18 protein-coding genes are annotated in these 17,804 nt (G+C 72.0%); 4 read left to right on the top strand and 14 right to left on the bottom strand.

The features are described 5' to 3' along the window. Nucleotides 1–62 precede the first annotated feature (62 nt). Nucleotides 63–1,571: an AMP-binding protein gene (locus ABZT17_RS14570; RefSeq protein ID WP_356348215.1), complete on the bottom strand. Its 1,509-nt coding sequence runs from the start codon at nucleotides 1,569–1,571 to the stop codon at nucleotides 63–65. A 97-nt stretch (nucleotides 1,572–1,668) separates the two neighbouring features. Between ABZT17_RS14570 and ABZT17_RS14575 the strand changes: the two genes are divergently transcribed. Further along, nucleotides 1,669–2,688 (top strand): ferredoxin--NADP reductase, encoded by a 1,020-nt coding sequence (locus tag ABZT17_RS14575; protein WP_356348218.1) that lies wholly within the window; start codon nucleotides 1,669–1,671, stop codon nucleotides 2,686–2,688. Here the strand turns inward: ABZT17_RS14575 and ABZT17_RS14580 are convergent. Genes ABZT17_RS14580 through ABZT17_RS14595 form a run of 4 tightly spaced genes read right to left on the bottom strand, consistent with a single transcriptional unit; the run spans nucleotide 2,665 to nucleotide 6,677 of the window. Next, the gene (locus tag ABZT17_RS14580; protein WP_356348221.1) at nucleotides 2,665–3,720 is read right to left on the bottom strand and encodes a CoA transferase; all 1,056 of its coding nucleotides are present in this window, start codon (nucleotides 3,718–3,720) and stop codon (nucleotides 2,665–2,667) included. The two genes, ABZT17_RS14575 and ABZT17_RS14580, sit on opposite strands and share 24 nt — an antisense overlap. Then, nucleotides 3,717–4,673 carry an LLM class F420-dependent oxidoreductase gene (locus ABZT17_RS14585; protein ID WP_356348224.1) on the bottom strand — a complete coding sequence of 319 codons (957 nt, stop codon included), beginning with the start codon at nucleotides 4,671–4,673 and terminating at the stop codon, nucleotides 3,717–3,719. Before ABZT17_RS14585 ends, ABZT17_RS14580 begins: the two co-directional genes overlap by 4 nt. Before the next feature lie 22 nt (nucleotides 4,674–4,695). Beyond that, nucleotides 4,696–5,097, bottom strand: coding sequence for a cobalamin-dependent protein (locus tag ABZT17_RS14590; protein ID WP_356348226.1), 402 nt, complete (start codon nucleotides 5,095–5,097; stop codon nucleotides 4,696–4,698). Then, nucleotides 5,097–6,677, bottom strand: a complete 1,581-nt coding sequence (locus ABZT17_RS14595; protein WP_356348229.1) for a methylmalonyl-CoA mutase family protein — start codon at nucleotides 6,675–6,677, stop codon at nucleotides 5,097–5,099. Before ABZT17_RS14595 ends, ABZT17_RS14590 begins: the two co-directional genes overlap by 1 nt. A 68-nt stretch (nucleotides 6,678–6,745) precedes the next feature. Here ABZT17_RS14595 and ABZT17_RS14600 point away from each other — a divergent pair, with 68 nt between their 5' ends. Both ABZT17_RS14600 and ABZT17_RS14605 read left to right on the top strand, forming a co-directional pair. Beyond that, nucleotides 6,746–7,792: an enoyl-CoA hydratase/isomerase family protein gene (locus tag ABZT17_RS14600; RefSeq protein ID WP_356348232.1), complete on the top strand. Its 1,047-nt coding sequence runs from the start codon at nucleotides 6,746–6,748 to the stop codon at nucleotides 7,790–7,792. Next, nucleotides 7,782–9,167: an amidohydrolase family protein gene (locus ABZT17_RS14605; protein WP_356348234.1), complete on the top strand. Its 1,386-nt coding sequence runs from the start codon at nucleotides 7,782–7,784 to the stop codon at nucleotides 9,165–9,167. The genes ABZT17_RS14600 and ABZT17_RS14605 overlap by 11 nt, the downstream gene beginning before the upstream one ends. On the opposite strand, the gene ABZT17_RS14610 is transcribed toward ABZT17_RS14605, so the two are convergent. Genes ABZT17_RS14610 through mftA form a run of 8 tightly spaced genes read right to left on the bottom strand, consistent with a single transcriptional unit; the run spans nucleotide 9,130 to nucleotide 16,405 of the window. Then, nucleotides 9,130–10,584, bottom strand: a complete 1,455-nt coding sequence (locus ABZT17_RS14610; RefSeq protein WP_356348237.1) for a CoA transferase — start codon at nucleotides 10,582–10,584, stop codon at nucleotides 9,130–9,132. The genes ABZT17_RS14605 and ABZT17_RS14610 overlap by 38 nt on opposite strands. Beyond that, nucleotides 10,581–12,011, bottom strand: a complete 1,431-nt coding sequence (gene mftF / locus ABZT17_RS14615) for a mycofactocin biosynthesis glycosyltransferase MftF (protein WP_356348240.1) — start codon at nucleotides 12,009–12,011, stop codon at nucleotides 10,581–10,583. Before mftF ends, ABZT17_RS14610 begins: the two co-directional genes overlap by 4 nt. Beyond that, on the bottom strand, nucleotides 12,008–12,808 hold the full coding sequence (locus ABZT17_RS14620) for a mycofactocin-coupled SDR family oxidoreductase (RefSeq protein ID WP_356348243.1): 801 nt from the start codon (nucleotides 12,806–12,808) through the stop codon (nucleotides 12,008–12,010). The genes mftF and ABZT17_RS14620 overlap by 4 nt, the downstream gene beginning before the upstream one ends. After that, nucleotides 12,805–13,506, bottom strand: coding sequence for a mycofactocin biosynthesis peptidyl-dipeptidase MftE (gene mftE, locus ABZT17_RS14625; RefSeq protein WP_356348245.1), 702 nt, complete (start codon nucleotides 13,504–13,506; stop codon nucleotides 12,805–12,807). The genes ABZT17_RS14620 and mftE overlap by 4 nt, the downstream gene beginning before the upstream one ends. After that, nucleotides 13,503–14,690 (bottom strand): pre-mycofactocin synthase MftD, encoded by a 1,188-nt coding sequence (gene mftD / locus ABZT17_RS14630; RefSeq protein WP_356348248.1) that lies wholly within the window; start codon nucleotides 14,688–14,690, stop codon nucleotides 13,503–13,505. Before mftD ends, mftE begins: the two co-directional genes overlap by 4 nt. 20 nt (nucleotides 14,691–14,710) lie before the next feature. Continuing rightward, nucleotides 14,711–15,934 (bottom strand): mycofactocin radical SAM maturase, encoded by a 1,224-nt coding sequence (gene mftC / locus ABZT17_RS14635; protein ID WP_356348251.1) that lies wholly within the window; start codon nucleotides 15,932–15,934, stop codon nucleotides 14,711–14,713. Beyond that, nucleotides 15,931–16,227, bottom strand: a complete 297-nt coding sequence (mftB, locus tag ABZT17_RS14640; protein ID WP_356348255.1) for a mycofactocin biosynthesis chaperone MftB — start codon at nucleotides 16,225–16,227, stop codon at nucleotides 15,931–15,933. The genes mftC and mftB overlap by 4 nt, the downstream gene beginning before the upstream one ends. A 13-nt stretch (nucleotides 16,228–16,240) precedes the next feature. Beyond that, complete coding sequence (mftA, locus tag ABZT17_RS14645; RefSeq protein ID WP_356348257.1) at nucleotides 16,241–16,405, bottom strand: mycofactocin precursor MftA; 165 nt, start codon at nucleotides 16,403–16,405, stop codon at nucleotides 16,241–16,243. Nucleotides 16,406–16,488: 83 nt separating this feature from the next. On the opposite strand from mftA, the gene mftR reads away from it, so the two are divergent. Further along, nucleotides 16,489–17,106: a mycofactocin system transcriptional regulator gene (gene mftR, locus ABZT17_RS14650; RefSeq protein ID WP_356348260.1), complete on the top strand. Its 618-nt coding sequence runs from the start codon at nucleotides 16,489–16,491 to the stop codon at nucleotides 17,104–17,106. Between the two features lie 22 nt (nucleotides 17,107–17,128). On the opposite strand, the gene ABZT17_RS14655 is transcribed toward mftR, so the two are convergent. Further along, complete coding sequence (locus ABZT17_RS14655; RefSeq protein WP_356348263.1) at nucleotides 17,129–17,602, bottom strand: carboxymuconolactone decarboxylase family protein; 474 nt, start codon at nucleotides 17,600–17,602, stop codon at nucleotides 17,129–17,131. Nucleotides 17,603–17,804: the final 202 nt, after the last annotated feature.

Genomic DNA, 17,804 nt, shown 5'->3' on the forward strand with positions numbered 1-17,804 from the left:
TGAGAGCCTGCTCTCACAGGGGTTGATCGTTGAGAGGGCTGATCATGATCATTGGTGCTGTGTCATGAGGGCGTGTCTTGCAGCCCTTGTCCTGTGAGGCCTTGTTCCGCGAGGGCCCGCTCCTTGAGGACGCGCCGCAGGACCTTCCCTGAGGGCAGGCGCGGGATCTCGTCGACGAACTCCACCCGGCGGGGCCGTTTGTAGGAGGCCAGCCGGCTGCCGACCAGTTCGACGAGTTCGCCGGACTCGACCGGACCACACCGCCGCACGGCCGCGACGACCGCCTCGCCGTCCACCCCGTCGGGGACACCGAAGACCGCGCAGTCGGCGACCGCGGGGTGGCCGTGGAGCACGGCCTCGACCTCGGCGGGGGCGACCTGGAAGGCCCGCACCTTGATCATCTCCTTGGAGCGGTCGGTGAGACGGACCCAGCCGTCCGCGTCCAGGCTGCCGACGTCGCCGGTGCGGTACCAGCCGTCATGGAGGGCATCCGCCGTCGCCTCGGCCGGCAGGTACCCGGCCATGAGCGACTCGGCGCGAACCTCGATCTCCCCGGTCTCACCCGAACCTACCGGCTGCCCGCTCTCCAGGGACACGACCCGCATCTCCACCCCGGGGACGGGACGCCCGGGGGTGTCCAACCGGGACCCGTGGAGTGGGTTGCAGGCGATGACGGGCAGTTCGCTGGCCCCGTACGCGGGCACCCAGCCGACTCCCGTCCTGCGCGTCACCGTCTCGGCGATGCCGGGTGTCACCGGCGTCGCGCCCCACATGATGAACCGCAGCGACGAGAGGTCGTACCTCTCCAGCTTCGGGTGGGAGGCGAGGGCGAGCGCGATCGGCGCGACCGCCATCTCGACGGTGATGCGGTCGAGTTCGATGTGGTGCAGCAGTCGGTCGAGGTCGAAGCGCCGGTGCAGCCGCAGCCACGCGCCCGCCTCCAGGGCCGTGACGATGTTCAGCAGGCCGAGGATGTGGGAGGGCGGTGTCGCGATCTGGATACGGTCGTTCGCGGTGAGCTGGAGGGCGGTTCTCCAGTGGTCCACCGCGGCGGCGAGGGACGCGTGGGTGTGGCGTACCGCCTTGGGCATGCCGGTGGTGCCGGAGCTGAACACCAGCACGGCATCGGCACCGGCATCGGCACCGGCTTGGGCAGGGGCGTCCGATCCGGCAGCGGCGTTCGGGGCGGGAGCGGTGCCAGGCACGAGGTGGTTGGCCTCGCCCGGCGTGATCGGCTCGTCGGGGTGCAACTCGTCGAAGTGCAGCATCGGCATGAGCTCGGCCAGCACCGGGTGGTCCCCGATGGCGTGCGCCGGTTCGGTGATGTCCAGGGCGTGTTCGACCTCGCCCCGCTTCCACGCCGGGCTGAGCAGGACCACCGCCGCGCCCAGACGCCACACGGCCTGTACGGCGATCACGAACTCGGGCCGGTTCGAGGACATGAGGGCGACCCGGTCCCCCGCCCGTACGCCCCGCCGGGCCAGTACCCCGGCCAGTCCTTCGGAAAGGGCGGTCAGTTCGGCCCGGCCGTACTCCCGGTCCTCGAAGACCAGCGCGGCCCGTTCGCTCATCTCTCGCCCCCACCCGTTGAGAGGGTCCCATCTCATTGATGAGAATAGTATTCTCACTTCTATAGAACCTTGATACCAGAGCTCGAGGAGGGCGTCCATGGCGAGCCCCGTCCTGTTCCGGCGCGCGACCGTCGTCAAGATCGTCCAGGAGACGGCCGACGCGCGGACCTTCGTGCTGGACCCGCACGACGGTCCGTTCGCGTATCAGGCCGGGCAGTTCTGTGTCTTCCGGGTACGGGTGGACGGCTGGGGCCTGTTCCGCTCGTACTCGATGTCGAGCGCCCCGGAGGTCGACGCCGAGCTGATGACGACGGTCAAGCGGGTCCCGGGCGGCAAGGTCTCCAACTGGCTGATCGACCATGTGGAGGAGGGCGACGAGCTCGAACTCAGCCTGCCGCGCGGCCTGTTCTGCCTTCGCCCGGCCAGCACCCCGCTGCTCGGGTTCAGCGGCGGCAGCGGAATCACCCCGATCCTGTCCCTCACCAAGAGCGTCCTCGCCTCCACCGATCGCAGCGTCCGGCTGCTGTGCGCCGACCGGGACCGGGAGTCGGCCATCTTCCCCACGCTGCTGGACGACCTGACCGTGTGCCATCCCGGGCGGCTGACCGTCGTGCGGCATCTCGACGCCAAGGCCGGGTTCCTCACCCCGGAGGCGATACGGGAGTTCGTCGGGACCGACGGAGACGCGGACGCCTATGTGTGCGGGCCGGAGCCCTTCATGGCGCTCGTGGAGTCGGCGCTGCCGGGGCCGGGGCGGGTGTTCAGCGAGCGGTTCGGCGGCGGTACGCCCGCGCCGGCACCCACGCCCGCGGTGCCCGGGACGCCCGTACAGCCCCCGCAGGAGACCGGCACGGTCACCATCCTGCTCGGCGGCAAGCGGGTCTCGGTGCCGAAGCACCCCAGCGAGACGCTGCTGCAGAGCGCCAGGCGGGCCGGGCTCACCCCGCCGTTCTCCTGCGAGGCGGGCAACTGCGCCACCTGCATGGCCAAGGTGACCGAGGGAAGCGCGACCATGCGCGTGAACGACGCCCTGACCGAGGAGGAGGTCGCCGAGGGCTACGTCCTCACCTGCCAGGGCGTGCCCGACGAGGGCTCAGTCACCGTCCACTACGAGTGAGCCGTGCTCGCCCAGCCGGGGCGGGGGCCGATGGGCGGGTTCGTAGCCGACGACGCGCACCGGGCCGGCGACCAGACGGAACTCGCCGGCCCGCACGATCATTTCCGGTGTGGCCTCCAGGGCCTCGTGGAGGGTGCGCACGGCCGCCGCGGCGACGCCGAGCGGGCGCAGCCGGGCCTCCCAGCCCCTGGCGGTGTCGGCGGCCAGGGCGCGTGTGACCACGGCAAGGACCTCGTCACGGCGGGCGGCCCGCTCGGCCATCGTCGGGAAGCCGTCGATGCCGGCCTCGGCGGCGAAGATCTTCCAGAAGCCGTCGTGCGTGACGAACAGCGCCAAGTGGCCGTCAGCGGTGGGGAAGAGCTGGGCGGGCACGTAGTACGAGTGCGCGCCGTGGGCCATGCGCCGCGGTTCCACGCCGTCGTTGAGGTAGGCGGCCGCGCGGTAGTTGAGCTGAGCGAGCATCACATCCCGCAGGGCGATGTCCACTTGGCCGCCGCGGCCGGAGACGATCTGTGCGAGCAGGCCCAACGCGGCGGTCAGTCCGGCCGAGTTGTCGACGGAGGAGTACCCGGGGAGGGTCGGGGGCCCGTCGGGGTCGCCGGTGAGTGCGGCCACACCGGTCGCGGCCTGGATGATGTAGTCGAAGGCCGGGTCGTCGCCGCCCTCCAGCCCGTAGCCGGTCAGGGCGACACAGACCAGCCGCTCGTTGAAGCGGCGCAGACTGTCGTACGTCAGCCCCAGGCGCCGTATCACCGACGGCTTGAGGTTGACCAGCAGGGCATGTGCGTCGGTCGCCAACTCGGCGAGTTTCTCCCGGCCCTGCTCGGTCGTGAGGTCGAGGCGGATGCTGCGCTTGTTGCGGTTGAGGCTGGCGAAGTAGGCGTCGCCCACCTGGCGGGAGAGGTCGCCGCCGGGCGGCTCGAGCTTGGTGACCTCGGCGCCGAGGTCGGCCAGCAGCATGGTGGCGAAGGGCCCGGCGAGAATGTGTCCGACTTCGAGGACGCGAATGCCGGCGAGCGGTCCGGGAGTCACCTGAGCTCCGCCGCGAGGCTCGCGATCATCTCCCGGGTACGGCGTTTGGAGGCCACGAGCGCGTCGCGGTCGTCGCCGATCGGCAGCAGCCGTACGGACAGATCGGTGACCCCGGCGTCCTGGAACCGCTTGAACCGGGCCGCGATGGCGGCCTCGTCCCCCGCCGCGCACAGGTCTCCGACGTCCCTGGCGTCGCCGTGGTCCAGCAGCCGTTGGTAGTTGGGGGATGTCTCGGCCTCTCCGAGAATGCGGTTCGCACGCTCACGCGCCGCGTCGACCTCCGAGGGGCGGCACAGACAGACCGGGATCCCGGCGACGATCCGCGGGGCCGGACGGCCGGCGGCCTCAGCGGCCTTGGTGATGCGGGGGACGACATGTTCGGCGACCGCGCGTTCGTCCGCCATCCACAGCAGCGTCCCGTCGGCCCGCTCCCCCGCGAGCCGCAGCATGACCGGGCCCAGGGCCGCCACCAGGATCGGCAGGGGGGCGACGGGGGCGAGGTCGAGGGGATTGTGCACGGTGTAAGTGGCGTTCTCGACATCGATGGGGCCGGGGCCGCGACGGGCCGCGTCCAGGACGTCGAGGTAGTCGCGGGTGAGGGCGGCCGGGCGCTCGTAGGGCAGGCCGAGCATGTCCTCGATGATCCAGTGGTGCGAGGGGCCGATCCCCAGGGCCAACCGCCCGCCCGCCGCGGCCTGCGCGGACAGCGCCTGACGGGCGAGCGCGATCGGATGCTGGGCCTGCAGGGGTACGACGGCCGTGCCCAGCTCGATGCGGCCGGTGCGCGCTCCCATCAGGGCCACGGCGGTCAACGCGTCGAAGTCCGTGGGGACTTGGGGGATCCAGGCCGTGTCCATCCCCGCGCTCTCGGCCCACTCGGCGTCCGCGATCAACCGCGAGACCTTGCGCGAGGAGTCCCCTCGCTCGGCCCCGATCATCACACCGATCCGCACGTTGCCTCCAGTTGTCCGAAACTCAGGGTGAGGCCGGGCCCGCCGTCAGCGCGCGCACCTCGGCGACCAGGACGTCCAGGGGGGTGCCGGTGGGGAACACCCCCGCGGCGCCAACGGCTTTCAGTCGCGGGACGTCCGCCGGGGGGATGGTGCCGCCGACCACGACCGTGATGTCACCGGCGTCCGCGGCGCGCAGCCCCTCCACCGTGCGGGCGGTGAGGGCGAGATGGGCGCCGGAGAGCATGCTCAGACCGACCATCGCCACGTCCTCCTGGACGGCGGTGGCCACGATGTCGTCGACGCGCTGCCGGATGCCCGTGAAGACGACCTCGAAGCCCGCGTCGCGCAGCGCCCGCGCCACGATCTTGGCGCCCCGGTCGTGGCCGTCGAGGCCGGGCTTGGCGATCAGGATCCTGGTTCCCATCAGAACACCACCGGTTGCTGGAACTCGCCCCACACGTCCTTCAGCGCCGCGACCATCTCGCCGACCGTGCAGTACGCAGCCGCGCAGTCGATCAGGGGTGTCATGAGGTTGTCGGTGCCCTCGGCGGCGCGGGAGAGCGCGGCCAGACGGGCGCGGACCGCGCCCGGGTCCCGTTCGGCCTTGACCCGGGCGAGACGCTTGAGCTGCAACTCACGCCCCTTGGCGTCGAGTTCGTAGGTGGCGACCTCGGGGGCCGGTTCGTCGTCGGCGACGAAGCGGTTGACGCCGATGACGGGCCGGGTGCCCGCCTCCACCTCCTGATGGATCCGGTAGGCCTCGTCGGCGATCATCCCCTGCAGATGGCCGTCCTCGATCGCCCGGACCATGCCGCCGTGCCGCTCCAGGTCCGCCATGATCTCGACGATCCGCTCCTCGGTGGCGTCGGTGAGCGCCTCGACGAAGTACGAGCCGCCGAGCGGGTCGGCCACACGGGCGACGCCGGTCTCATGGGCGAGGATCTGCTGGGTGCGCAGGGCGAGGGTCGCCGACTCCTCGCTCGGCAGCGCGAACGGCTCGTCCCAGGCGGCCGTGAACATCGACTGCACACCACCGAGTACGGAGGCCAGCGCCTCGTAGGCGACGCGGACGGTGTTGTTGCGGGCCTGCGGGGCGTAGAGCGAGGCGCCGCCGGCCACGCAGCCGAAGCGGAACATGGCCGCCCTGTCGGAGCCGGCGCCGTAGCGCTCCCGCACGATGGTCGCCCAACGCCTGCGCCCGGCACGGTACTTGGCGATCTCCTCGAAGAAATCGCCGTGCGTGTAGAAGAAGAAGGAGACCTGTGGGGCGAACTGATCGATCGTCATACGACCGCGCTCCAGCACGGTGTCGCAGTACGTCACCCCGTCGGCGAGGGTGAACGCCATCTCCTGGACGGCGTTGGCGCCGGCGTCACGGAAGTGCGCGCCGGCCACCGAGATCGCGTTGAACTTCGGCACCTCGGCGGCGCAGAACTCGATGGTGTCGGCGATCAGCCTGAGCGACGGCTCGGGCGGCCAGATCCAGGTCCCGCGGGAGGCGTACTCCTTGAGAATGTCGTTCTGGATGGTGCCGGTGAGCTTCGCGCGGGGCACTCCCCTGCGTTCGGCGGCGGCGACGTAGAAGGCGAGCAGGATCGCCGCCGTGCCGTTGATGGTGAAGCTGGTGCTGATCCGGTCCAGAGGAATGCCCTCGAACAGCACCTCGGCGTCGGCGAGGGTGTCCACGGCGACGCCGACCCGCCCGACCTCCTCGCTCACCTCGGGGTCGTCGGAGTCGTAGCCGCACTGGGTGGGCAGGTCGAGGGCGACCGAGAGGCCGGTTCCGCCCTGCTCCAGCAGATAGCGGTAGCGCCGGTTGGACTCCTCGGCGGTGCCGAACCCCGAGTACTGGCGGAGCGTCCACAGCCGCCCCCGGTAGCCGGAGGCGTAGTTGCCGCGCGTGAACGGGAACACACCCGGTTCGGGCGGCTCGGCGACCCGGTCCGCCGGTCCGTAGACCGGCTTGAGCGGGATGCCGGACGAGGTCTGGGCGAAGTCATTCATTGTCGGATACGGTACTTGCGAGAAAAGAGAATGCCAATACCGCAGCAGAGAATGGCTATGCTTGCCGGATGGATGCGACCGATGTCGACGGAGGGTTGTCGCTCCGCGGTGACGGGCGGCCCGAGGCACCGGTGCGTCGTGTCTCCCTCGACGAGTGGCACGGCGCCGATCCGGCCGCCGCGGCGCATCGGCTGGGCGAATGCCTGCCCCTGACCATCGGGATCGCGACCCGTCGGCCGCCCGACCGGCTGAGCCCGCTGCTGGACCGGCTGACCCTGACGCTCGTGGGCCCTGAAGTGGAAGCGGACGACCGGCGTCTGGTGTCCGTGGAGGATCCCGGGAAGGCCTACGACGAGTTGGCGCACGCCGTCGAACGACATCCGCGGGCGAGCCTGGCCCTGGGACAGCTCCTGCGGCAGACCGCCGCGCTCGGCACCCTCCAAGGGCTGGCGGCGGAGGCGGCCACGTACTCGATGCTGCTGGGCGGAACGGAGTTCTCGGCCTGGCTGGCCGGGCGGGAGAGGCGCCTACGCGAGAATCGCCCTCCCCCCGCCGAGGGAACGCCGCTCGTCCGCGTGGAGCGCGTCGCCGGCAGGCTGTCCATCCTGCTCGACCGACCGCACCGGCGAAACGCGTTCAGCTTCCGGATGCGGGAGGAGCTTTACGAGGCCCTGGAGCTGGCCGCCCTCGACAGCACCGTCGACGAGATCGAACTGAGCGGAGCCGGGCCGGTGTTCTCCAGCGGGGGCGATCTCGCCGAGTTCGGCTCCGCCCGGGATCTCGTGGCCGCGTACCTTGTCCGGCTGGATCGGGCGCCCTGGCGGTTGATCGACCGGATGCGGGATCGGGTGACGGTCCGGGTGGGAGGCGCGGCCGTCGGCGCGGGGATCGAGATGGCCGCTTTCGCCGGGCGAGTGGTGGCTTCCCCTGAGGCGTTCTTCCAGTTGCCCGAGGTGGAGATGGGACTTGTCCCGGGGGCGGGCGGGACGGTCGGGGTGCCGCGACGGATCGGGCGCTGGCGAGCGGCCTGGATGATGCTCGGCGGGCGCCGGATCGATGCCGGCACGGCCCTGCGATGGGGCTTGGTGGACGAGGTCGACGAGCATGAACGGTGATGGGCTGCTGCTGCGAGATGTGGAGTGCTATCCCTCACCCCATCAGGTCGACGTCCGCGTCCGCGCGGGCGCCGTGTCCGAGATCGGGCCTCATCTGCCGCCCGCGGAGGACGAGTTCGTCGTCCGAGGCGACGGCGGTGCCCTGCTGCCGGGCCTGGCCGATCACCATCTGCACCTCGCCGCCATGGCGGCAGCCGACGGTTCCGTCGACCTGTCCGGTGTCCCACGTGCGGGGTTGAGAACGGCGTTCGCGGGTGCCGTGGTGGGTGAGGACGGGTGGCTGCGTGCCGTCGGGTACGACGAGGTGGTCCACGGGGATCTGGACCGCTCCGCACTGGATGCGCACGCGGGTCGGGTGCCGGTACGGGTGCAGCACCGGTCCGGGGCGTTGTGGGTGGTGAATTCGGCCGGTCTGGAGCGGCTCGGGGACCACGAGGGCGCCGAGCGCGCCGCCGACGGCCGGGCGACGGGGCGGCTGTGGCGGGCCGACGCGTGGCTGCGGGGGGCGATCGGGGGGCGGCGGCCGTCCCTGCGGTCTGTGGGGGCGCGGCTCTCGGCATACGGGGTCACCCATGTCGCGGATGCCACACCGGACGCGGGAGCGGCCGAGCTCGTCGCCGATGCCGTACGGCGGCACGAACTACCGCAGCACGTGATGGTGATGGCGGCCGCTTGTCCCCCGACCAGCGTCCCGCGCCTGAGTGTCGGGCCGGTCAAGCTGGTCGTCGCCGATCACTCCCTTCCCGCTCTCGACGACCTCGGCGCATGGATCCGCGGGGCCCATGCCGATGGCCGTCCCGTCGCCGTGCACTGCGTGACGCGCACCGCCCTCGCCCTGACCCTGGCGGCGCTGGATCTGGTGGGCGGGCTGGAGGGCGACCGGGTGGAGCACTGTGCCGTGGCGGACCTGGCGGCGGCACGCGAAGTGGCGGCTCGCGGTGTCCGGGTGGTCACCCAGCCGACGCTGGTGGCCCTGCGGGGCGACGACTACTGGACGCGTGTCGAGCCCGAGGACCGGCCCGACCTGTGGCGGTACGACGGGCTGCTGCGGGCGGGTGTCCGCGTCGCCCCCAGCAGCGACGCGCCGTACGGGAACCCCGATCCGTGGGCCTGTCTGCGGGCCGCCCGGGAGCGCACGACTCGGTCGGGGCGGGTGCTCGGGCCGGCGGAACGTGTCGCGGGAGAAATGGTCCTGAGAGGCATGTTCTCGCCGTTGCACGATCCCGGCGGTCCGCCGCGCCTCATCGCGCCCGGTGCGCCGGCGGACCTGGTCCTGCTGGACCGCCCGCTGGCGGAGGCCCTGCTTCAGCCGGACGCCGAACACGTGCGGGCCACGTTCATCGGTGGGCGGGTCGAGTACGGGGATCTCGGCTGACACCGCGCCCCCGGGTGACACCGCGCCCCCGGCCGACACCGCGGTCCCGGCCGGCCGGCACCTCCGCCAGCACCCGGGCGGTGTCCGCGCCCATGGCCACGGCCCGCCCGACCGGGCCCGGTACACGCGGCGGGAGCACGGGCCGGGACCGGCCGGACACCGCGCACTCCACCGCGCCGTCCCGCACCCGGTGGGGGCCGTGCTCTTGGAAGGAAACCCCGGCGAACGCCGCCGCGACATCCCGCATCGACACGTCGAGCAACTGTCCGCCGCCGCCCGCCACGGAGCCCATCACGCCCAGTGCGGCGACCAGTCCGGTCAGCGGATCGGCGATCGCGTCCGCGCAGAACACCGGCCCGGTGCCGGTCCGGCCGACCAGTCCTCCGGCCACCGCCGCGTCGTCCCCGAAGGCCACCCGGTCCGGGTGGCCACGGCCGTAGCCGGTGATGCTCACCCACACTTTCCCGGCCCGGTGGTCGAGCCGTTCCGCGGCGAGCCCCAACTGGGCCAGCGCGCGGGGCCGAGAGGCTTCGACGACGATGTCGGCGGCGTTCACGAGTTCGGCGAGGGCGCTGCGGCCCGCGTCGCTGCTGAAGTCGAGAGCGACGCTCTCGTGCCCGGCGTGCAGCCAGTCGTAGAAATGGCGGTTGCCGGCTCGCGCGCCGTCGGGCCGCCGGGTGCTCTCCACCTTGATCACCCGGGCTCCGGCCCGGCCGAGGAGGTGGGCGCACAGGGGCCCGGCCCAGAGTGCGGAGAGGTCGACGACGACCGCTCCGTCGAGGCGTAGGTCCGCGTCGGGCATCGCGATGCGCGAGACCAGCCAAGGCACGTCGACCGGTGGCGGCTCGGGCGGGAGCGGGGCGCACGGCAGCCCGAACACCCTGATGTGTGCGGCGAGTTCGGGTGCGGTCGTGTCGCGTGCCGCGGCGGCGAGGGCCGGCCAGGGGTCGGCCACGTCGGCGCGGCCGAGGATGGCGGGGACGAGCTCCAGGTCGTCGGGACGGCCGAGGGTGAGTGCGCACCAGCCGCCGGCCGTGCGCAGCAGCCGGGTGGCGCCGCCCGCCGATGTCCGGCCCCGTCCGGTGAGGTTCCTCAGGCCGGCTCGCCCGGTGAGGAGGAGGGCGGGGTCGACGGGGACGGGGCGTCCCGTCTCGCCGCTCAGCCACGTCAGTGCCCTGCCGACCTGATCGAGCAGGGGCCACATCGTGCCCGGTGAGAGTACGGGAGCGCCGTTCTCGTCGACGGTGAGGGCCATGGCGCCGGAGGACGCCCAGTCGAGGAACGGGCACTCGGGGGCGGAGGGTGGTAGTGGTGGGGCGGGGACCTGTGGCGAAGGGGCGAGGACCGAGGGCGATCGGTCGAGGGCCGAGGGCAGTGCTGAGTCGCCTATCACTGAGAGCCAGCGGTGCACGCTCACCGTTCCCGCCTCCCGCGGATCTCAGGCAGCAGACAGCGCGGCGATCTCCCCCGGACCGCGCCGGCCCACAGTCCGGCCCCGTAGGAGAGGTCGTCGAGGCGGCGGGCGAGCAGGAAGCGGATCGGGTCCAACTCCGGGGCGCAGCGCCGGTGTTCGAGCAGTCCGTCGGCGATGGCGGCGAGCAGGGCGGCCCGGCGTGCCCTACGGGAGAGCAGACAGCCCGCGGCGGTCAGCGGCCACCAGTGCCGTAGGAGCAGGGCCGTTGTCTGTTCCGCGGTGGCGGCCAGACCCAGGCCGGTCAGGGAGACCGCGAGGCGCCATGGGGCGGCGGTCCCCGTGGTGATGTCACGGGTGTAGTTCCGGGCCACTCCCGTGGCCACCGCGGTGGCCACGGGGAGCGACCAACGCCGTTGCGCCAGCAGGGCGGTCGCCACTGTCGCCGCCCAGGGGGTGAGGACGGCCGGGGCGATCGCCGTCCCGTGCCGTTGGGCGAGCGCGTGGGCTCCGGTGCCGTAATACGCCTTGCGCGCCGCCCACTTGTAGAGGGTCGTACGGTGGTCGTGGCGGACCGTGACCGTGGGGTCGTAGCGGATGCGCCGGCCCTCCCCGGCCAGCCGCCAGACCAGGTCCACGTCCTCGCCGACCCGCAGGCTCTCGGTGAATCCGGTGCCCAGGGCGGCCACTCGCGCGACCAGGCAGGCGCTGGGGACCCAGGACACACGGGAACGGGGATGCACGAGGGCGGGGTGCGGGCCGAGGTCCAGGGAGGAGCGCGCCGCTTCGTATCGCGACAGCCAGCCCGGACCGGTGTCGTTCAGACCCAGGACGCGGGGCGCTGCCATGGCCAGCCGCGGGTCGTGGAAGTGCCGCAGCAGCGTCGGGAGGGTGTCTGCGTCGAGGACCACGTCGGAGTCGGCGAAGGCCACATAGGGGGTACGGACTTGTCGTAGACCGGTGTTGCGGGCCGCCGCCGGGCCGCGGTTGTGGTCGAGGGCGATCAGCCGTGCGCCGTGGCGGGCGGCGACGCGGGTCACGGCGAGAGGGGCTCGGGAACCGTCGTCGACCACGATCACCGGTGCCTGGCCGCCGATGCTTGCCAGCAGGCGGTCCAGCTCCTTCGGGCGGTCCTTGACCGGTACGACGACTGTCACCAATGCCCCGTGCAGAGGCGGGAGTTCGGATGCGACCGGATGGGCCATCCCCAGGGCGACGAGCCGGTTCGCGAGGCGGACGGCGGCGGGGGTGTCGAGAGGGATGCGCCGTCCGTCCAGCAGCGCTCGGGCGCGGGCGGACAGCCGTACCAGGCGGGGCGGGGTGCCGCCGACGAGGACGCGGCCGTCGTCGTACCGCCGTGTCCGCGCGCCGAGTTGGACCACGGAACCGATCGGCAGGCCTGGTCCGGCGGTTTCGGCGACGGGTGCGGTCATCCGCGGAAGCCTCCTTCGGCGCTCAGGACGGACCCGTTGGCGACGCCGCCGTGCGGGGAGCAGCAGTAGGCGATGAGGGAGGCGACCTCGTCCGGTTCGATGAGGCGGCCCTGGAGTTGGGAGTCGGTGAAGGCGTCGACGTCGTCGAGGCCGTAGAGGGCGGCGGTGGCCCGGAGCATGGCGGTGCGGGTCGAGCCCGGGGAGACGGCCACGGCGGTGACTCCGGTGTTGACGAGGTCGGCGGCGAGGCCGCGGACCAGTCCGACGACGGCGTGCTTGGCGGCGCCGTAGCCGCTGAGACGGAACAGCCCGCGGGTGCCTGCGGCCGAGGCGACCGCGACGAAGCGGCAGCCGGTCGGCGCGGGTCCGGTGAGGAAGTGCGGGACACAGGCGGCGGCGGTGTTCCAGACTCCGAGAACGTCGATCTCCAACAGGGTGCGCAGGTCGGCCTCGGGGGTCTCCCAGAGGGGTTGTCCGCCGGTGATGACGGCGGCCGCGGCGACGGCGGCGTCGAGGCGGCCGAAGGTCTCGACAGCGGTGGTGGCGGCCTGCTCCAGTGCGCGCCGGTCGCGTACGTCGGCGATCTCGGCACGCACCTGGTCGGGGTGTTCGGCGGCCAGTTTCTCCAGGTCCTCGCGGGTCGCGAGAGCGTAGTTCACGCCCGCTCCACGGTCGGGGCCGCTGCCGGCGCAGCTGTCCACGGCGAGAACGGAGTACCCCTGGGCGCAGAGGGCGCGGACCGTGGCGGCGCCGATACCGCGGGCCGCGCCGGTCACCAGGGCCACGCGGGCGGTCACAGGTGTGCTCCCTCGGGCCGGTGTGCTCCCTCGGGTTGAAGCCGGGCGGCGATGTCGGTGACCAGGGCGTCGAAGAGCCGGGCGCCCTCCTCGGCCGTCGCGGTGGTCGGGTCGCCGAGCACTCCGGAGGCGGACACGGCGGCGACACCTCCGGTGCGGAGGGCGGGCATCAACTCCCGCAGGGGCGTGATGTTTCCGGGGTGAGCCCGGTCCATGTGGACGAGTTCCGGGGCGAGATGGAGGAGCAGCGAGGTCTCGGTGTGTCCGGCGTGCGCGTCGCCGCCGTCCGGGAAGCAGGCCACCCACGCCGTGTCCCGGCCCTCTTCGACCAGCCGGGTGACGGCGTCGGCGAGGCATCTCACGTTGCCGCCATGGCCGTTGACGAACACGACCCGTCCGGCCCACAGGCCGAGCGAGCGCCCGAGCTCCAGGAGTGCGAACCGCAGGGCCTCGTTCCCGAGGGACATGGTGCCGGGGAAGCCCTGGTGCTCCCCGCTGGCCGCGTACACGACCGGTGGCGCGACGAGCGCCTCGCCCCGCAGCCGCCGTGCCACGCCGTGCGCGACGGCGTCGGCGACGCGGGTGTCGGTGTCCAACGGCAGGTGGGGTCCGTGCTGTTCGAAGGAGCCGAGCGGCACCAGGACGAGCGGACGGTCCGGTACGTCGGTCCAGGCGAGGTGGGAGAGTTCGGTTCTCATGGACGCTGTGCCGCGCTTGCCGGGTGGCGGGTGAAGCCGGGTGGAACCAGAACGTCGTCCGGGGTGAGGTCGTGGATGGACGAGCGCCCGAGGCCCCGCAGGGTCGAGTCGATACCGCCGGCCATGATGTCGAGGACGTTCTCGACTCCCGCCTGGCCCGCGGCCGCGAGCCCCCACAGATAGGCGCGGCCGATGAGGACGGCGCGGGCACCGAGGGCGAGGGCCTTCACGACGTCGCCGCCGCGCCGGACGCCGCCGTCGAGCAGGACCTCCACCTGGTTGCCGACCGCCTCCGCCACGGCGGGCAGCATGCGGATGGGCGCGGGGGTGGTGTCGAGGTTGTTGCCGCCGTGGTTGGAGACGGAGAGGGCGGTGACGCCGAGGTCCACGGCGCGGCGGGCGTCGTCCACCCGGGAGACGCCCTTCAGGAGGAAGGGGCCCTGCCATTCGTCGCGCATCCAGCGGATGTCGTCCCAGCTGGGCGGCGGGGTGCCCATCCACTGTCCGTAGGCGCCGAAGAAGGCGGGGGAAACGCCGTTCTCGTCGGCGAGGTTGGGGGTCGTCAGGTCCGGGAGGCCGCCGGTGCGGGCGTAGTCGAGGAGCCAGCCGGGGCGGCACAGGGCCTGCGGGGCGAGCTTCGTCATCGCCTTGAGGTCGAGGCGTTCGGGGATCCAGGGGCTGCCCCAGTCGCGTCCGTGGGAGAAGGACCAGTCGAGGGTGACGATCAGTCCGGCGGCGCCGGCGGCCCGGGCCCGGTCCATGGCGCGGAGCATGAAGTCCTTCGAGCCCATCCAGTACATCTGGAAGAAGGTCTTCGGGTTGGCCGCGACGACCTCCTCGACGGGCTTGGTCGCGAAGGAGCTGAGTCCCATGGCGGTGCCGCGCGCGGCGGCGGCCCGGGCGACCGCCAACTCACCGTCGGGGTGGACGGCTTGGACACCCGTGGGAGAGATGACGACGGGCAGGGCGATCTCCTGTCCCATGACCGTCGTGACCGTGGCCCGGTCGCCGGCCAGGTCGGCCACGTGCGGCGCGAAGCCCAGCTCCTGGAAGGCGGCGGTGTTGTCCCGGTAGGAGACTCCGGCCTCGGAGCCGGCGAGCAGGGCGCTGTAGACGGACTTGGGAAGCCGTTTCCGTGCCCGCTGCTGAGCGTGCGCGACGGTCTCGAACCAACGGTTGCCCATGGGTGCCTCTCGCGGAAGGGTTACGGGAGTTCGGTCGGCCGGAATCCGGCCAGCGGGTGTTCGGCGCACGCGGACACGGGTGGCGTGCGGTCGGCGGCGGGGCGTTCACCGATCGACACGAACACGGGTTCGCGGCGGTGGGAGTGGTCCTGTCCGGGGGCGGGAACCGTACGTCCGGCAGCCGCAAGGGCCGTTTCGGAGTACCCCTGGACGCACTCGGGGTCCGGTCCGTCGAGCGGCAGCCCGGTGAAGAACTTCGCCGCCATGCAGCCGCCCCGGCAGGAGTCGTAGGCGGAGCAGCTGGTGCAGGCGCCACCGGTCTGGGGGCGCCGTAGGTCGGCGAAGAGTTCGGACTCGCGCCAGACCCGGGTGAAGCCGCCCTCGGTGCGGACGTTTCCGGCCTTGAAGGTGTCGTGGATCGCGAAGGGGCAGGCGTAGACGTCTCCCACGGGGTCGATCAGGCATACGACGCGTCCGGCTCCGCACAGGTTCAGGCCGGGCAACGGGCCGCCGAACGCGGCGAGATGGAAGAAGGAGTCCCCGGTGAGGACGTTCTCGCCGTGTGCCACCAGCCAGTCGTACAGCTGCCGTTGCTGTGCGGCCGTGGGGTGCAGCTCGTCCCACACGTCGGCGCCGCGGCCGGACGGGCGCAGGCGGGTGAGGCGGAGTTGGGCGCCGTACTGGTCGGCGAGGGCCTTGAAGTCGTCGAGCTGGCCGATGTTGTGCCGGGTGGCCACGACCGAGATCTTGAAGCCGCTCATTCCGGCGGCTCGCAGGTTCTCCATCGCACGCCGTGCGGTGTCGTACGAACCCCGGCCGCGTACGGCGTCGTTGACGTCGGCGGTGGCGCCGTCCAGGGAGAGCTGTACGTCGACGTAGCCGGAGGCGGCGAGGCGGCGGGCGGCGCCGGGGGTGATCCGGACGCCGTTGGTGGAGAACTTCACTCCCACACGGTGGGCGGTGGCGTACTCGACGAGTTCCCAGAAGTCGGGGCGGACCGTGGGCTCGCCGCCGCCGATGTTGACGTAGAAGACCTGCATGCGTTCGAGTTCGTCGATGACCGTCTTGCACTCGGCGGTGCTCAGCTCGCGCGGGTCACGGCGGCCGGAGCTGGAGAGGCAGTGGACGCAGGACAGGTTGCAGGCGTAGGTCAGTTCCCAGGTGAGGCAGATCGGGGCGTCGAGGCCGTACTGGAAGTGGTCGACCAGGCGGGTCGGGTGCGGGGGTGCGGCAGGGGATGTCATGGCGCCTCGTCTAGTGGGGAAGGCGTGCGCTGCACGATCATGTGGGAGCCGGCCAGGGTTCCCAACGCGGCCCGGTAGCGGGCCAGTTCGTCCTCGCGGATGCCGACCGAGCGGCAGGCTTCGGCCGCGCTGGGCGCCTCGGGCAGGCGGCGTACGGCGGCCAGGAGCCTCAGGTCCTTGAGGAAGGACAGCCGGCGGGTGCCGAAGTGGTAGAGCAGGGCTCCGAAGGGTTCCGGGCGCACGGCGACCTGGGGGTGCAGGGTCCAGGGGCCGGCCATGTCGAAGGACGGCATCTCGGACGCCGGTTCAGTACACGCCGCACATGCCGTCGATGGAGACCTCTTCGACCAGCAGGTCCTCCTCGACCATCAGGTCGTCCTCGAGCGCCCTGTCGTCGACGAGGGGCGGTTCGGCCTCGGTTCGGTCTACGGTGGCGGTCTCCATGCCCAGGGTTCGCGTCACTTCACTCACGAGAAGCTCCTTCTCCTAAGAAGATGAGGACGTTCTCTCCGTGTCGCGACCATAATGGCACCCGGTGCCGAAAGGAAGAGCGCGTGCTGAAGTCGTCGAGTTCCGCCGCACCCGAGCCGGTCGCCCGCGTCGGGCGCCGGCCGTCGACCTCCCGCGCCGACCTGGAGCAACACGCTCTGCGGCTGTTCGCCGAGCGCGGCTTCGACGAGGTGACGGTCGAGGACATCGCGGCGTCGGCGGGGATCGGGCGCCGCACCTTCTTCCGTTACTACCGGTCGAAGAACGACGCCGTCTGGGGGGACTTCCAGGGCGAGTTGCAACGGATGCGGGAGGTGCTCGCCGGGTATCCGCGGGAGACACCGATGATGGACGCGCTGCGCGAGGCGATCGTGGACTTCAACCGCCTCGACGCGGCGCAGGTCCCGTGGCACCGGCTGCGGATGCGACTGATCCTCGAAGTGCCCGCCCTGCAGGCGCACTCCACCCTGATGTACGCCGAATGGCGCGCCGTGGTGGCGGAGTTCGCCGCCGACCGCCTCCGTCTCGCGCCCGACGCCCTGCTGCCCCAGGTGATCGCCTACTCCTGTCTGGGCGCCGCGGTGGCCGCCTACGAGCAGTGGCTGCGACAGGACGGATCCGATCTCGCCGGTTTCCTGAACGAGGCGCTGCGGTCACTGGGGCCGGGCTTCGGGCCGGCGTGACGCCGGCCCGACGGCTCCCCCGTCAGCCGAACTGGCCGGGCTGGTAGTCGCCGGCCGGCTGCTGGACGAGGACGTTGAAGCGGTTGTACATGTTGATCAGGGCGATGGTGGCGACCAGTGCGGCGAGCTGCTCCTCGTCGTAGTGCTTGGCGGCGTTCGCCCAGACCTCGTCGGGGACACCGCCGGCCGCGTCGGCGATCCGGGTGCCCTGCTCGGCGAGTTCCAGAGCGGCCCGCTCGGCCTCGGTGAACACCTTCGCCTCGCGCCAGGCCGCGACCAGGTTGAGCCGCTGCTGGGTCTCGCCCGCGGCCAGCGCGTCCTTGGTGTGCATGTCGGTGCAGAATCCGCAGCCGTTGATCTGGCTGGCCCGCAGCTTCACCAGCTCCTGTGTGGCGGCCGGCAGCGGCGAGTCGGCGAGTACCTTGCCCGCGGAGTTGATGTGCCGGAAGATCTTGGCGGCAACGGGGTTCTCGAGCATGTTCAGGCGAGCTTCCATCATGGGCTCCTGTGAAGGTGGCTTCGGTTACACCTCTTTGACGGAACAAGTCGTCGGGATGTGACACGTCGGACGGTCCTATTTCTCACCACCCGCCGCGATCGCCAACCGGATGCTCGTGCCGCATGCGGCCGGCCCGGCGAAAACCCCAGTGCGGCCGCCCCGAAAACCCGAGTGCGGCCGGCCGCACGGCCTGCGATCC

Source organism: Streptomyces sp. NPDC005648 (assembly GCF_040605395.1).
Taxonomy (GTDB): domain Bacteria; phylum Actinomycetota; class Actinomycetes; order Streptomycetales; family Streptomycetaceae; genus Streptomyces.